Raw genomic sequence first — 16427 nt, 5'->3', positions numbered from 1 at the left:
AAAAATATTATCCAATTGAGAATTGAACAGAAAAAGAAGTACCATAGTTTCCTGAAGTTTAAAAGGGATTTCCAGAAATCTAGTCTCAAAAAGGTTAGAAGCTATGAGATTGTCATCTATTTTCTAAAGAATAGGCTCAGCAGGAATCAGTTCCTTATTCTTTCTGGCATTTTGGTAGGCACGACTGCCGGACTGGCGGGTGTACTTTTGAAAACCTTAGTCCACTACATTCACTTTTTCATCAGTCATAGGGTCCATCTGGAATACCAATCTCTATTTTATTTGGTTTTCCCGTTCCTTGGCATTGTGCTGACAACATTGGTAGTTATGTATGTGTATAATGGACAAGACAGAAAAGGGATTGGGGCAATTCTCTATGAAATAGCCCAAAACTCTAGTATTGTTTCACATGTTAAAATGTACTCACAGATTATACAGAGCGCCATTACGGTGGGCCTTGGGGGTTCGGCCGGCTTAGAAAGTCCAATTGCCGTTACGGGTTCAGCCATAGGCTCTAATTTTGCGCAAACTTATAAACTCGATTATAAAGAACGGACACTCTTACTTGCAGCAGGTGCTACTGCGGGTATTGCGTCTGCATTCAACGCACCCATAGCGGGCATGATGTTCGCCTTTGAAATCCTTTTAACAGGAGTAGTTTTTACGGATTTTATTCCCCTGGTAGTGGCCGCTGTGTGCGGAAGTCTCGTATCACGGATCGCACTGCAAGAAGACATTCTCTTCCTTTTCCGCTCGAGAGAGGCATTTGACTACCATAATTCCTTTTTTTATATTGTACTTGGTCTTTTTGCAGGCCTTTACGCCAGGTATTTTGTGATCGTGTCACAATGGGTGGAACGCCTGTTTCATCGGCTTAAATTTTCAAAAATTCGAAAAGCAGTTATCGGTGGGCTGATTTTATCTGCGCTTTGTGTGCTATTTCCCCCTCTTTTTGGTGAGGGTTATGAAACAGTAAAATCCTTTACCAATGGGAATACTGATGAAGTGCTAGGTCAGAGCTTTTTCCGCTACTTTAAATTCAGTGAATGGCTGGTCATTATATTCCTGTTGTTCGTCTGTCTCTTAAAGGCTTTTGCTACTTCTACAACGATCTTCAGTGGAGGTAACGGAGGTAATTTTGCACCCTCTTTATTTGCAGGAGGTACACTTGGCTATTTATTCGCTACTGTATGTACCTTAATCGGCATTAACGATGTACCTACAACAAATCTTGTGCTTGTGGGTATGGCTGGTGTAATGAGTGGTGTGCTCTATGCGCCACTGACCGCCATTTTTTTGATTGCAGAATCAAGCTCTGGGTATGATCTATTTATACCACTAATGATTGTTGCGGTAATTTCTCATCTAATGGCAAAATGGTTTTCTCCAATTTCACCAGACTTAAGACAACTGGCCGAAGATGGGAAAATCTTTACTACAGAACATGACAGAAATCTGCTCAATAGGATGAATATTGCCAATCTAATTGATATGGATTCTCAGCTAATCCCCCTTGGTGCCAGTTCCGAGCAAATGATGGAAATTATTAGTAAAGGAAAGAAAAATGCATTTGCGATTGTAGACCTTGAAGGAAAGCTCTGTGGGTTAATGAGTCTTGATGATATTCGTCCTTTCCTTTTTAAGGATCCAAACCAACCGTTGCCAATTTCCAAACTGATCAAAGCTCCGCCAGCCCTTGCGCACCCTAATGATGACATGGCTGATACCATTCGCAAATTTGATGAAACCGGCACTTGGCATCTTCCTGTGGTCGATCACCAAAACAAATTTATCGGATTTTTATCAAAATCTGCGATCCTCACAAGCTACAGGCAAATGCTTAAAGAATACTCATAAAGAATTCGTCTGTCTTGTATATTAATCGGTTAATAATTTTAACGAGTCGGCCTTAGTTCTGCTTTTCAACCATAGTCTTAGCCTCTCCCTTTCTCTTGCAGACATAGGCTCCTTAAAATTAACCACCGCAAGGGTAATGGTATCTTGAATATCTGCATCCAATCGTTTTACAATTATGTTATCCATGCTATAACTCACAAGCTGCGGATAGAGCGTCCTCAGTTCCTGCTTCAGGTCTGGAAGATCTAAATCCATTTTTGTTGTGTTAGCAGTCTTAATTGAATCTCCCTGATAAACCGATTCTAAGATGCTTGCCTTGATCTGGGATATATCAATTTCATTTTTAGCATCCAGTCCCTGCCTAACGATCAATTTTGTATCCTCAAGTTTATAAAGAGGCAGTTTTTTCTTTATAGAGTCCAGTCGCCCGGCATCTAACTCCCTTCCCAGGAGCAATAGATCTATTTCATTGCCTTTCCTGCTGTATTTAAAATTTTTAGAAATCACCTGTGTATCATGAAAGGTTAGCTCATTTTGGATAAAGCTTTTGGCGTTGCTTTCAAAAATACTGCGGTCAACTATCCTGAAAGCGAGATAAATACTAGGAGCTACGGTTACCAACGTAATGATCAGAATATAACGACGTACCTTTTTCTCATAAGCTTTGTCCTCAAATTGCTTCTTGTGAAATTTCATATAGCGCACAATCAAATAAGTGCCCAGGCAAATGAACACGCTATTAATGAAATAGAGGTAAATTGCCCCTAAGAAAAAGTAAAGATTTCCTGTGGCAATTCCAAAACCAGCAGTACATAGCGGAGGCATGAGGGCAGTGGCAATAGCAACCCCTGGAATTACATTGCTTTTTTCTTTCCTGGTTACCGCAATGATACCCGCAAGGCCTCCCAGTCCTGCAATAAAAACATCCCATATTGATGGGGAAGTACGGGCAAGGATTTCCGAGGAGGCGTCGTGCAATGGTGTAATCCAGAAATAAAGGCTGGAGGTTGCAATGCTGATCACCGTAGCAATAGTAAGATTTCTAGCCCCTTTTTTCACCAGTTCAAAATCATTAATTCCAATGCCAAGCCCAAGGCCCATAATTGGCCCCATTAGTGGGGAAACTAGCATTGCGCCAATGATTACCGCAGTTGAATTAACATTTAATCCAATAGAAGCAATGAAAATTGCAAAGATCAGGGTCCAAAGATTTGCACCTTTGAATTCCACATTTTTTTTTATGGAACTGAATATTTCTGCCTCCTCCGCACTATCGCCGTGTAAGCTAAACCGGTAGGTAATAAAATTTTTGATAGCCTGGTAGATTTCTTTCATAACATTAAGGTAGCATTTTGTATCTTACCGACAAAAACTCGCGAAATATATTGAGCTATGGCAGTGACCCAGAAATCACCAATCGAAAAGATTATCGCACCAGTAAACAGGTTTATCCATTTAGAATATACAAGTGGTATTGTACTATTAATAAGTGTCGTTATCGCTATTTTATGGGCCAATAGTTCACCTAACTCTTATCATCATCTCTGGGAGTTAAAACTGACAGTTGGATTTGGGGAAGCAATGCTGAGCCAGCCTCTTCATATCTGGATCAATGACGGCCTAATGGCCATTTTCTTTTTTGTAATTGGTCTTGAGCTAAAGCGGGAATTTATGGATGGTGAACTTTCGACTTTTCGCAAGGCCTCATTACCAATGGGAGCAGCCTTAGGAGGTATGGTTATTCCGGCACTTATTTATGTGATTATAAATTATGGGACGGATTCGATGCGGGGATGGGGAATTCCTATGGCAACCGATATTGCATTTGCCCTCGCATTACTATCGATGGCAGGAAAACATATACCCTCCTCTATGAAGGTTTTCCTTTCAGCGCTTGCTGTGGCCGACGATTTAGGGGCTGTATTGGTAATTGCTTTCTTCTATACTGTGAGCGTGAATTTTGCCGCACTGTGGATCGCTGGAATATTCTTCATCGTTTTACTAATCGGAAACAAATTGGGCATTCGAAACAGCGCCTTTTATTTGATTGTAGGAATCTGCGTTTGGCTTGGTTTTCTTTTCTCTGGGGTACACGCTACTATTGCAGGTGTGCTGGTGGCCTTTACCATTCCTGCGGCTACAAAAATCGATGAGCGTGTATATGCCACAAACCTTAAAAAACTCACGCATGAGTTCGAACAAGAAATCCCAAGCAACAGCACGCTGACCACTTCAGCTCAGCACCATACCATTCAGCATGTAAAGGATCTGAGCTTGGCCGCCGAAACACCTTTACAAAAGATAGAGCACGCACTACATCCATGGGTCGCATTTTTAATTATGCCACTATTTGCTTTATCCAATTCTGGGATTATTATTGGGAGCGACTTTCTTGCTTCGATTATTAACCCCGTTTCGATAGGTGTTGCATTAGGATTAGTCGTTGGCAAATTTTTAGGTATTCTTCTCTTCACATGGTTAATGGTACGGGTAGGTATAAGTGCTTTACCACAAGAAGCAACATGGAAACACATTTATGGTGTAGCGCTTCTGGGAGGTATTGGCTTTACAATGTCTCTCTTTATCAGCGGCCTAGCCTTTAAAAACCCGACCTTTGTAGAACAAGCGAAATACGGAATACTCATAGCCTCCGTTTTTGCAGGAATATTGGGCACTTTGGTGTTGAGAAGTAGTGATACCAAACAATAATTTCCAGGATGTTGAAGGGTAAATTTAACTTTGATATTTGCTTTTTACTAAAATTTTGGTTATATTATGACCTCTCACAGGGCATTTGTCCCTCCATTGCATTATCGTAAAAGAAAAAGGCTATGAAAAATCCAATCAACAAGATTATTGTAAACGTCGACTATTCAGGAAGTTCACTGAATGCGGTTAATACAGCTATTCAAATGTGTAAGCGCCATCGTGCAGAGCTCCATTTGCTCTATTTAGTGGACGCGAGTAATTTCCCCCCATTAGAAGATGAGGCCGGTCCAGGTTCAACGTTTAATGATCAATTATTCAAAGAAGAACTAGTTGTATTTATGGATTTAGCTGATTCGATCAGAACGTCTTATGGAGTGAAATGCACTTTACATCATGACACCAACAACACCTCAAGTAGTATCTGTGAGAAGGCCAGAGAACTAGATTGCGATTTAATCATTCACCCGGTAGAAACGGATAATCGGTTTTTCAGATATCTTTTTCATAGCAGCTCCTATCGAATATTTAAGCAAGCACCCTGTTCCGTTTTAACTGTCCCAGCAGAAAAAACATTCGATTGTTTCAATAATATTTTATTTCCGGTAAGACCGGAAAAAGACACAAAAGGCAAATACTTCTTCAGTCGTTCGATATTAATAAAGAACAATGCCAATGTATCGATTATCGGTCTCCTAGAAAAACAAGAACCCCATATAACCAAGACGGTAAAAGACATGATCGGGGATGCAAGGACATGGATGAACGAAGACCAATTATTTTATACTTCGGGTGTCGCACTCAATCCAAATGCAGCGGAAGGCATTACCAGTGTAGGGCATGATGAAGACGCAGATTTGATCATCATAAACGGTTCTAGCAAAAGGAATGCATGGGAATTTCTATTTGGAAGCTATACCCAGCGGATGATAGAAAATAACGATTTCGCAGTGCTTTGTTTCAAACGAAAAAAGGCAATGGATATCGCATCAGAGACAGTAGACGCTGACCTTCATTTTACCATGGCCTAAAAAATCAACGTAATCAGATTTGGAAATAAGGCCTTAGAAGATCCTCAAAATTGTATTGCCCTTTGGGTTTATCCATTAAGTTTTTAGCCACAAAAATAGCTCCATTACCAAATGCTTCTCTAGAAATTGATTCGTGAATAAGTCTAACGGTTTGAAATGGAAAGCCAAAAATAAGCTCATGTTTTCCCACAATTCCACCCGCTCTAACCGAGTTAATCTGGGCTGCATCCAAATCCAAGGCATGTGCTATTTTAACTGCAGTTCCTGAAACACCCTCCTTTTGCTTGAAATGTTCTTCTACAATTTCGATGTCTGCCCCTGGAGCAATTTTTTGCAGAAACTTGGCAGAAAACATCAAGTAATTTACTCCCAAGGTAATATTGGGAGACCAAAATACGGTAGTTTCCCTAGCCAGTTCTTTAAGTAGCTCCAATTCATCGTAACCGTAATGCGATATAGCAGAAATAATCTTTACTTTTCTTTTCGCCGCTTCTACTCCATAAGTGTAGATTCCCTCCGTTGAAGAAAAATCTACGATAACATCCACTGGATGTTGATCCAGTAAATTTGATATTTCAATATGCTCACTCGAATAAATCAATCCCGGTTCATCGCTCTCTAAGCCAAGAAATTCCGGAACAGATCTATTTTCTAATACCGTAGTTCTTCTATAAGCCCATTCTAGAGAAAATTCTTGGTTTTGCAATATAACGGCTGCCACAGCCTTACCTGTTTTACCAAACCCCAACAATCCAACTTTTATCTTCATACTCGCAAAATAGGAAAAACTTGTGAAAAAGCAACAAAATGTGTTCTAACCTGCTAAAATCCACATTTTAATAGCTTCTCAGGGTTTTCCCTGATAATAAATTCCCATAATTCCCCCGATAAAGACAACTCATTTTCTATCCAAATTTGCCTTATAAACTTAAAATATCTACAACATGAAAACAAGAATGACTCTTATCGCATGTGCATTTGCAATCAACTTTGCAGCAGTTGCACAGGTAATTAATCCCAAAGAAACGGCCAAAAGAAAAGTTGAAGAAAGAACTAATAGAACTACCGATAGAACTATTGATAAAGGGCTGGATAAACTTGAAAAAGGTATTGGAAGTATCTTTAAAAAGAAAGATAAGGATAAAAAAGAAGAAAATTCAAAGGCCTCAACCAATTCTCCCGCAGCAGCCAATGAAACCGTTGGCAATAGTAGTTCAGCTACAAAAAGCAATTCTAAGTTCGACTTTGTTCCAGGAAATAAGGTTATAGGATTTGATGATTTCTCTAGCACAGATGTTGGAGATTTCCCTTTGGGCTGGAATACTAATTCTTCTGCCGAAATTGTAACCTTTGCCAACAAAAACCAAAAGTGGCTTTCAATAACAAAAGACGGTTATTTCCAGCCGAATTTTGTAACAGATATGCCTGAGAATTTTACGCTAGAGATGGATGTATTTACAAGGTACAGAAGTAACAATATCCTCCAATATCAATTATATATCGCGCCTTCGGCAGATCCAAGAGCAGACTTAGCAGAGGAACACCTTCCTAATTATTTCAGGTTCAACTGGCTGGGAAGTAACCAAAAAGCCGGTTTTTATTTGGTAGAAGATGGCAAGGAAGTAAATAAAAATGAGGGACTTAATATTGAAGATCTAGTTTCTGGTGGTAAGGATTACTCGGACGGTATGACTGCAAGAGTTTCAATTTGGCGTCAAAAGAGCCGATTAAGAATTTATATTAATCAAAATAAAGTGTTAGATATCCCTCAAGCTTTTAATCCTAGTAAAAAGTACAATGTCTTTAAAATAGGTGCTAAGTATATGAATTATTCAACGGCAGATCATCCAGATGAATTTATGGTTGCTAACATCCGCTATGCAGTTGCTGGAGAAGACACAAGAACCAAATTGCTTACAGAAGGTAAATTCGTAACCAACGAGATTTTATTTGATGTGAATAGCGATAAAATCAAGGCAGAAAGCACTAAAATCATTACCGAGATTGGAAACCTGCTAGCAGAAAACCCATCAGTGAAGCTTAAAATTGTTGGCCATACCGATAGCGATGGCGATGGCGCCGCAAATCTTGCCCTGTCGAAGAAAAGAGCGCAATCTGTTAAAACAAGACTAGCTTATGGTTTTGGCATCGACGAGAGCAGGCTCCTTACCGACGGTAAAGGAGAAGGTGAACCTGTTACCAGCAACAATACCGCCGAAGGGAAAGCACAAAACCGCCGTGTCGAATTCATAAAATTATAAAATAATGAAAAACATTATTTCGCTATTTGCCTTATTGCTGCTGTTTGCGTGCAACCGCGGCAGTCAGGTAGTAGAAACTCCGGAAAATTTCGACGCGACTCAGGTAACTTCGATAATGAAAAATCCTGGAAGCATTTCCAAGGAGAGTATTGCGGAAATTGCTGGAACGGATGCGACAAAAATTAAAGTTTATATCGAAAATTTTTCTCCTGATATTACCAAGCGAGCAGTTCTTTTTAGTTGGCCAACTGGTGACGAAAAGACGATTAAAGCAATTGATGGAAAAACTTTAACAGTTGAAGGATATAATTCATTGGGATTAGGCTTTCTAACGAAGACAAATAAAGAAGCTTTCCAAAAGAAGTTCGAAAGCAACGCCTCTATCCAAGAAGAAATAAATCGGATAACCAAGGATGAAACCCTTGATGCGGATTTAGCAATAAGCGAAGCTAAACACTTAGCGGCAAATGCAAAAACACAACAGTTCGAGAAACTTGGAAATATTGCAGAATTGGCGTACTGGGAAACGCCTGTAAATGCTTTGCACGTATTTGCTAAAGGAATTTCCTTTACGGTAACGAGCAATTTCACAAATGAACAAGTCAGTAAAGAAAAAGCAATAGAATTTACACAGTTTATTTTTAATCAACCTTTAAAATCTTCTAAATGAGAGCGCTGATATTATTTTTCTTAGTAACACTATCTGGCACTGGTTATGCCAAAAAAATACTCCAAGCGACCTGCGAAGGTGGTAACGGCTGTATATTTCAAATTTCCGAAGCAGATGCAGCTGATTACGACATTGCAGAAGGCAAGAATAACGGTTACTATCAAAACCTCCCCGAAAATGCTATCGTAGTTGACGCCAAAATCAATGGAAAATGGGAACGTTACGTAACAACCGACATGACCCGAACACAATTAGATAAGCTTTACGGGGGCGATGGGTTTACCATGATCTACCCTTTCAACCCTACTTTCCAGCCCACAGATGGCCAATGGCAAGTAAAGATTGGTACGGTTACAGGCGATATCTGTTATGGACAGACATCAAACCCATTCAAAACTATGTTGCAAGGCATGGCGCAGGCAGGAAATGTTAATTTCCCAAATCCCTTCCACGCACGCTTTCTAATGAATAATCCTAATGTAAAGTGGCGGCAGATAAGACCTGATTTGTATAAAGCAGATTTCGGAAATGAGTACATCAGTTTAAAATTCGATGTACAGATTATCGATGAAAAAAGAATCGAAGGTCTATTTATTGCAACGATTAAGGTGCCTACTAAAGAAGCTTGTATCAACAAAATCCCGATCACCTATACCTGTATTAAGGCAAACGAAAGGAAAGATCCATGGGAGGATTTTGAAAAGCCGAAGTTTGATATACCAAGGCTAGAAGATGGTCCCAAGCCAAACGTTCCCAGGTTAGAAGATGACCCCAAACCAGAAGACGACCTCCTACCAGTTAACCCTAAAAAAGACGACCTCCTGCCAATAGAACCAGGAAAAAAATCGAAGCCTAATGTTCCAAGATTGGAAGATCCTAAACCTAATGTTCCAAGGTTAGAAGATAAACCAAAACCCAATGTTCCAAGGCTGGAGGATAAACCAAAGGCTAAAGTAGAAAGACTAGAAAACTAAAATTTAAACTATGATAGAGAATACTCAAAACAAGATAGAGGAAGGCAAAAGCATCGCTATTATCGCTTACCTCACTCTAATTGGCCTTATCATCGCTTTCGTGATGAATAATGATAAGAAAAATTCATTTAGCACTTATCACATCCGTCAAAGCCTGGGCCTCATGTGCACAGGGTTTGCCCTGTTCATGGTAAATTTCATTCCATATTTAGGATGGATACTATCCCTTTCGGCAACATTTGTACTCGTGGCTCTTTGGCTAATGGGCTTATTAAATGCCCTCAACGGAAAAGAACAACCAATCCCTGTTGTGGGAAACTTATATAACAAATGGTTCGCAAATATTTAATCTAAAAAACCGCCATGAAAATAAATAAATTACTAATCCTAAGCCTGTTTTTAGGGCTTATGTCATGTTCAGGAAATAAAAACCAAACCTCGGAGGCTGGAGACATAAACCTAGATGGTGCGATAGCAAATGCAGAAAGCAGAAGAAAAGCCGACCCCAATGCTTCTGGAGGCAATGAGTGCTTGCTGGGATACCAGACAAAATATAATGAATTGATAACTGAAAACGATGTCCTTGCTGCTACTGGTTTTTCAAAAGAGGTAATGGAAACCAAAAGCAATACAGTGATGAAAAAGCCCGAATACCACTCCTTTAAATATAAGTTTATGAATGGTAGAATGAGTACTGTTGGAATCAGAAAAGGATTACCATTACCAGATGTGGTTGAGGTAAAGAGTATCAAACCCATGTCTTTAACGGCATTTGAAAACATCTATAGAGCAATTTCAGATGAAGAAATGAAAGTAGCAAAAGACGGTCTTAACGATGTAGCGGAAGGAAATTCTGGAAATGCAGAGGCAGATGCAGCGTTGAAGAATGCAGAAGAAAAAAATGTGAGTAAAGAACAAGTGAAGGAAATTGGCAGCAGTATGATGGATGCTTTCAAAAATATATCAAAAGGATATCGTGTCGTAGAAGACTTGGGAGATGCTGCACGGTGGAACATCTTCACTAACGAACTACAAGTTTTAAAAAACGGTGTACAATTCGTAGTTGCTAGCGATGTGAGTGATGACAATGAGAAAAATAAATCAGTCGCCATACAAATGGCCAAAATCATCTTAAGTAAATGTAAGTAAGCTGTCCATGAAAAATTTAATATTAATTTTTATTCTGCTTTTTACACTAACCGCTTGCTCTCAGGAAAAAAAGAAAAGCGAACTCCAGATTGCCTTGTGTGAAAAAAATAAAGGCTGTGAAATTGTAATCACAAAACTTAGCGAAAATGAGATTGCCCAAATACTTAAACGACCTGATCTAGTTACCTCAGCCAATGCCATTCTCGTAATTGAGAAGTGTGACTTTAGAAACGAAAGTAAATTAACCATGCAGCAGTTGCATGCGAATTATGGTGGGAAAGGTGAACCTAAGAGAATTACAGATTTCGATCTGGAGAACTATTTGAAAAAAAACCAATGTTTGCAATGTCCCAATCCAACCAAAAAAATCAGTGTAAAAATCTCCTCGCCAGAGTTCTCAGGTAGCAGCTATTTTTTTATCAGTTGGGATAAAAAAGAGGCCTATATGCCGAATGACGCCTATCAGAAACTCTATGGCGATGAACTGGAAGGGATGACAGTCGACGCATTTCTTAGGAACCATCAATACGCAAGCTATATTTCACATCCCGAAGCTGGAAAAATCAAAAATAACATGCCTATTGGAATGAGTGTGATGAACTTTGGAAACGATAAAGAGAACGAAGCCAAATTTAAAAGGAATTTCAAGGCGACCGGTAAAAAAAGAGCACATCTTAATACCGCAGATTTTCAATATGAATACCTTGGTAAAGATGATGAAGGAAATCAGCTTGTATTCTGGCTTGGCCCATCATATGACTTTTGCTTGCCACCTGGAAAATTTGATGCGCTGGGCTTTTTCAACCTAGGATACTTAGCGGTAGATGGTATAACACACACGGTCATGGAAATCTCAGGTCCCGCCATTAAATTTCAGATAACCGCAATAGGAAACGGTAGCTACAACTTCAACCCAGCAGGATACAAATCAATGAACTAAAATTTTATTTACATGAAAAACTTAATATTAATTATTACGCTGCTTTTCACATTAACAGCTTGCTCTCAGGAGCAGAAAAACGGTCTGCAAATTGCACTCTGCGAAAAAGAAAAAGGTTGTGCTATCATACTTGCTAAGTGGAGTAAACAAGAGTTATCCCAAATCCTTAAGAGGCCCGATTTGATTTCTTCGGCTAAAGAAAATTCTATCATAGTTATGGAAAAATGCGTTTTCAAAAATGAATATAAATTAACAATGCAGCAGTTGCATGAAGCCTACGGAGGAAAAGGAAATCCAGAAAAAAAAGTAAATTTTGATATCGAAAAGTATCTGCTAAAAAACAACTGCATATGCACAAATCCTACCAAGAAATTCACCGTTACGATTTCAACACCTGAACTATCTGGGAGTAGCTATTTTTTCCTGAGCTGGGATAAAAATGAGTCCTATTTCCCCAATGAGGCTTTTCAGCAGCTCTATGCTGACCAGGAAGGAGCTCAAGAAATGACAATGGATAGTTTCCTTAGAAATGGAGAGTACTTTGGTTACGCTTCGCATCCCTCGTATGGTAAGATTATCTCCAAAACGCCCACCGGTGTCGGTAACTTTGGGCCAAATGCCAAAGGGGGTTTAAGTGAAAAATGGTTCAAGAACAACTTTAAACCAACAGGCAATAAAAGACCACATCTAAACACGCGAGATGTTCAAAAGGAATACAAGGGCATTGATTCCGAAGGTAAGAGCATCACCTTTTGGTTAGGACCATCTTACGATGTTTGTTTAGCACCCGGAAAGTTTGAGGCACTTGGGATTTTCTTTGTAGGATACATAGCTGTTGATGGCATCACCTACTCTTTAATGGAAGTTTCAGGACCAACTTATAAAGTGCAAGTTACCGGAATAGAAAACGGGAGCTACAATTTCAACCCAGCAGGATACAAATCAATGAACTAGCGAAAATAAAATGAAAAATAATGTATGTATTCAAGCTATCTTTCTCTTAGCATTGTGCGGTTGTGGCCAATCCAAAGACGATAAAAATGGAGTATCCACTTCCCTAATAGAGAAAAGCATAAAAGCTGCTTCCGGTAATAAGCTTGATGCGATGAACGTAGACGACATCGAAAAAAACAATGCCTTGGTTGACGTTACTGTTGACGGTGAAAATCTTCAAGCACAGTTTAAGAATGGCTTCGGAAGTATAACTGCTTCTAAGGAAACCCTTGCTATCACAATTTCTGGCGGAGAAAACGGACAAGACAATATTCTGATTGGCTTTTTGGGAAAAGATCTAACCACCTTACGCCCCATTAGCGGAAAAATGACCAATGGAGAAAACGACGGGTTTACATTTTCCATCATGAAAGCAGTCGAAAATGGCGGCGTAGAAACATGGATGTCATTCGAAGCAGAAGGTGAAATTATCAAGCTGCAGAAAGACAAAACTATTATCAAAGTGAAGGGCAAGATCGGCCTTCCTACAGACGTAGAAACCCCTGAAAAATGGAAAGTTTATGAAGGCACAGTTACCTTGAATTTTCCTGTTTTTCAAGCCTTAGGAAGTTCAAAAGAAGATTTTATCTATTAAACCTAAACGCATGACCAACTGGCTATTAATCTCGATCATCTCATTTTCCTTCTCGTTCTGCACAAAGGCACAACCCCTGTCGATGAATTTTAGTCAGGCCTGGGTTTGGGAATATAAGAATGAGATGATTCCTGCGGGTGAACCTGGTTATCAGGGAGAGCTAGTTGTTTATTTTAATCCAACTACTAACTATTGGCTTTTTACGCCAGAAGCTTATGGAACATCGGGCGAAATGTACAATTGGATAATAGGAAAACCGGATGGCTCCTATTTGTTAAGCGCAATGGGAGAGTTTGAGCAAACGACAAGAATTAGAAAAAAGTTAGCTTTCCCCTTGGTTAAATCGCTTCCTAAGTATTACAAACCTACAGGAAGAAAAAAGATTTTTAACAAAAACGATTTAGGATTTTCAAAAATAGAAGGGGCCGAATTTAACATGAAGTATCTAAAAACGGTCGAGAGTTCCAATGTTTTTGTTGGAGATTATCCGGTCAATTTTTTGCCCATCTATTATTTTAATCGCCTAAAACTGGAGGCAAAATTGCCGGCATTATTTCCAGTGAATTTACCCCGGAATAAATTACTCTTGGAAGAATCAAGTGTGATAAACGGAAAAAAGATTTACGTGACATTTAAAGAAATATCCCATACAAATTACTTTATTGATTTGAGAATGAATTAGCTATTAAAAAAAATGACTAGTTTTAGAAACAATAAATCTAAAATTAGTTAAATGAGAATTTTGGTTGCAGACGATCACTTCCTGGTATTAGACGGTTTGGAAGTGCTTCTATCTACTTTCAGTTTTGTGGAAAAAACAGAAAGAGCATTAAATTTCATAGGCCTAAAGAAAATTCTGGAGAATGAAAGCTTTGATGTTTTATTACTCGATATTCATTTTGGGAAAGATGACGGAAGAGAGATTATCCAGGAGATTAAGAGTTTAATGCCTGATATGAAAATTATTGCCTTAACCAGTCATTCGGATTCAGTAACTATTAAATCGTCTATTAATGCTGGTTTTGACGGCTATTTGTTAAAAATAGATGGCAGAGAAGATATTGAGAAAGCACTTAAAACCGTGATGAATAATGAGAAGTATTTTAGTCCGAAAACGCAGCAGGTTTTTTTTGAAACACAAACCTCTTCTTTTAAGGCTGACCTAACAGACCGTGAACGAGAAATTTTACAATTGATTGTTCAGGAAAAAACAACAAAAGAAATAGCAGAAGAACTGTTCCTATCGGAGAAGACGATCGAAACACATCGTGGAAATATTATGCTTAAGCTAGATGTTCGCAACATAGCTGGAATGGTAAAAAAGGCGATAATGCAGGGAATGGTAAAAATTTAGAACAATACACTTATGAAATTTTCATTTACATTATTTCTTTTTCTTGTTCATTTCGTGTCATTTGGTCAAATAAAATATAATACCAAGCCAAAAGTTGATACTGAAGTTAAACTTCTGTACGATGAGGCCGAAAAATGTATAAAAATTCCAGGCAAAGATTGCAAATACCTTTTTCTTAAGGCAATCGAATTTGGGAAAAAACATAAGGTTTCTTATATGGATTACCTTTATTTTCAATTGGGGTTCTATTTTGACGTGAGATCTCAATACGATTCTGCTCAGTATTATAATAAAAAAGCGTACGAGCTTGTTAATAAAAAAGATCCAAATTCTGCCTATCTGATCATTTTAAATTCAATGGGGGCTAATTATTTCAGGTCAGGCGATTACGATAATGCAGCGTCATATATGCTATTAACCGTGAAAGAACTTGAGACTCAAGATAATCCCTTGGCTTTAGTGTATGCTTATAATAATTTGGCAACGGTATTAGGAATAAACGAAAACGATGAAGAAGCGATAAAATATTATAAGAAGGGCTATAATATCCTTGAAAAGATAAAAGACACAACCATCATCGCAAATCTCGCATCCAATACTGCAATCTATGTAAAAAAGACGAACAATTTTCCAGAAGCTCGAAAATGGGCATTAAAAGCAATTCAACTTGCAGAGCAGCATCATAATCCAAGTGCATTTAGTTATGGAAACTACATTATGGGGACCACAGAAAAAGACTTAGATAAGTCGTTATCTTACATTAAGAAGGCTGTTGATAAAGCGCGTGAATTTCAGTATCTAAGCATATTAGGTGATGCTTTAGATATTTATGGAACTAAGTTGTCTGAAAAGGGAAGGCATGAAGAGGCGAAAAGAAGCATTGAAGAGGCAATTAAAATACACCTTAAATCTGGTTATAATACTGGCCTTTATTCTGCTTATGCGAACGCAGGAATAATATACTATAATGCGAGTGACTATAAAACTTCTTCCGAATACTATAAAAAATTTAAAGAACTATACGATAAAATACTACCAGAAGAGAATAAAAAGAGGATCAATGATCTCAATACTAAATACAAAACCGAAAAGAAAGAAAAGACGATTGCAGAGCAGGAATTGAAAATCCAGAAACAACGCTCAAATTTACTTTATGCGATTCTTGGAAGCGCATTATTCATTACTATGCTTGGAGGTATTTTTATTTACAACAGAAAAGCACAGCAACTAAAACTGAAGCGGTTACAACAAGAGAAGGAAAATGCTATTTTAAATTCGTTCATTCTAGGTGAGGAGCGGGAAAGAGGCCGTATTTCGCATGAACTGCATGATGGTGTGGCAGCAATGATCGGTGCTGCAAAAATGAGTTTGGAGTCTATACCACATCTTTCACCAGAAAAACAATTGGCCCAACTTGCTAAAGTAACCGGGATTTTAGAAAACACCCATGCTGACGTTCGCCATATAGCGCATAACTTATTTCCCACCGTGCTAGAAAAAGAGGGGCTCGTAAAAGCAACCGAACAATTTGCTAGTGAGCTAAACGAAACGAAGTTGATAAATGTCAAAGTAACCGATAAAGATAGCAAAGCCCAGAAACTTTCCCAGCAGTTGCAGTTAATGCTTTTTAGGGTGATTCAAGAACTTGTAAACAATATTATCAAACACGCCCAGGCTCAACATGCTGTCATTACTTTTAGCAACCACCCAAATGGATTACAAATCGATGTATTAGATGATGGGATTGGCTATGAGGAATCTACTGGATCGGGAGGTCAAGGTTTATATAGTATTACCCAACGGATAAAATCGATCGGTGGAGAATTCAAGATCATAACTACTGGCGATAAGGGATCTCAGGCAACAACAACGATACCGGTAGCTGATAAAAATTAGC

General features: G+C 38.7%; 16 protein-coding genes. 14 read left to right on the top strand and 2 right to left on the bottom strand.

What is annotated here, in order from left to right; genetic code table 11:
• The first annotated feature begins 15 nt into the window (after positions 1-15).
• Positions 16-1857: a chloride channel protein gene (locus BM207_RS10625; protein WP_090993765.1), complete on the top strand. Its 1842-nt coding sequence runs from the start codon at positions 16-18 to the stop codon at positions 1855-1857.
• A 21-nt stretch (positions 1858-1878) separates the two neighbouring features.
• On the opposite strand, the gene BM207_RS10620 is transcribed toward BM207_RS10625, so the two are convergent.
• On the bottom strand, positions 1879-3192 hold the full coding sequence (locus tag BM207_RS10620) for a TIGR00341 family protein (RefSeq protein ID WP_090993763.1): 1314 nt from the start codon (positions 3190-3192) through the stop codon (positions 1879-1881).
• Positions 3193-3249: 57 nt separating this feature from the next.
• Here BM207_RS10620 and nhaA point away from each other — a divergent pair, with 57 nt between their 5' ends.
• Both nhaA and BM207_RS10610 read left to right on the top strand, forming a co-directional pair.
• Positions 3250-4566, top strand: a complete 1317-nt coding sequence (gene nhaA, locus BM207_RS10615; protein WP_090993760.1) for a Na+/H+ antiporter NhaA — start codon at positions 3250-3252, stop codon at positions 4564-4566.
• A gap of 122 nt (positions 4567-4688) precedes the next feature.
• Positions 4689-5594 (top strand): universal stress protein, encoded by a 906-nt coding sequence (locus BM207_RS10610; protein ID WP_090993758.1) that lies wholly within the window; start codon positions 4689-4691, stop codon positions 5592-5594.
• 13 nt (positions 5595-5607) lie between these two features.
• On the opposite strand, the gene BM207_RS10605 is transcribed toward BM207_RS10610, so the two are convergent.
• On the bottom strand, positions 5608-6363 hold the full coding sequence (locus BM207_RS10605) for a 4-hydroxy-tetrahydrodipicolinate reductase (protein WP_218155044.1): 756 nt from the start codon (positions 6361-6363) through the stop codon (positions 5608-5610).
• A 175-nt stretch (positions 6364-6538) separates the two neighbouring features.
• Here BM207_RS10605 and BM207_RS10600 point away from each other — a divergent pair, with 175 nt between their 5' ends.
• From BM207_RS10600 to BM207_RS10550, 11 genes are read left to right on the top strand one after another with little or no spacing between them, the layout of a single operon-like run.
• Positions 6539-7855 carry an OmpA family protein gene (locus BM207_RS10600; RefSeq protein ID WP_090993756.1) on the top strand — a complete coding sequence of 439 codons (1317 nt, stop codon included), beginning with the start codon at positions 6539-6541 and terminating at the stop codon, positions 7853-7855.
• A 4-nt stretch (positions 7856-7859) separates the two neighbouring features.
• A complete protein-coding gene (locus BM207_RS10595) occupies positions 7860-8525 on the top strand; it encodes a hypothetical protein (RefSeq protein ID WP_090993754.1) in 666 nt (221 codons plus the stop codon).
• Entirely contained in the window at positions 8522-9499 is a 978-nt protein-coding gene (locus BM207_RS10590) for a hypothetical protein (protein ID WP_090993752.1), read from the top strand. The genes BM207_RS10595 and BM207_RS10590 overlap by 4 nt, the downstream gene beginning before the upstream one ends.
• Before the next feature lie 10 nt (positions 9500-9509).
• Entirely contained in the window at positions 9510-9848 is a 339-nt protein-coding gene (locus BM207_RS10585; RefSeq protein ID WP_090993750.1) for a DUF4870 domain-containing protein, read from the top strand.
• Positions 9849-9862: 14 nt separating this feature from the next.
• A complete protein-coding gene (locus BM207_RS10580; protein WP_090993748.1) occupies positions 9863-10648 on the top strand; it encodes a hypothetical protein in 786 nt (261 codons plus the stop codon).
• Positions 10649-10655: 7 nt separating this feature from the next.
• Positions 10656-11588, top strand: coding sequence for a hypothetical protein (locus BM207_RS10575; RefSeq protein ID WP_090993747.1), 933 nt, complete (start codon positions 10656-10658; stop codon positions 11586-11588).
• Between the two features lie 12 nt (positions 11589-11600).
• Positions 11601-12542 (top strand): hypothetical protein, encoded by a 942-nt coding sequence (locus tag BM207_RS10570; RefSeq protein WP_090993746.1) that lies wholly within the window; start codon positions 11601-11603, stop codon positions 12540-12542.
• A gap of 10 nt (positions 12543-12552) precedes the next feature.
• Complete coding sequence (locus BM207_RS10565) at positions 12553-13176, top strand: hypothetical protein (protein WP_090993744.1); 624 nt, start codon at positions 12553-12555, stop codon at positions 13174-13176.
• A 10-nt stretch (positions 13177-13186) separates the two neighbouring features.
• On the top strand, positions 13187-13858 hold the full coding sequence (locus tag BM207_RS10560) for a hypothetical protein (RefSeq protein WP_143095944.1): 672 nt from the start codon (positions 13187-13189) through the stop codon (positions 13856-13858).
• A 51-nt stretch (positions 13859-13909) separates the two neighbouring features.
• On the top strand, positions 13910-14530 hold the full coding sequence (locus tag BM207_RS10555) for a LuxR C-terminal-related transcriptional regulator (protein ID WP_090993740.1): 621 nt from the start codon (positions 13910-13912) through the stop codon (positions 14528-14530).
• Between the two features lie 12 nt (positions 14531-14542).
• The gene (locus BM207_RS10550) at positions 14543-16426 is read left to right on the top strand and encodes an ATP-binding protein (protein ID WP_090993738.1); all 1884 of its coding nucleotides are present in this window, start codon (positions 14543-14545) and stop codon (positions 16424-16426) included.
• Position 16427: the final 1 nt, after the last annotated feature.

The organism is Pedobacter insulae, assembly GCF_900113525.1.
Lineage (GTDB): Bacteria > Bacteroidota > Bacteroidia > Sphingobacteriales > Sphingobacteriaceae > Pedobacter > Pedobacter insulae.
The sequence above is the reverse complement of the archived record's forward strand: the minus strand, read 5'-3'. Positions and strand labels throughout refer to the sequence as shown.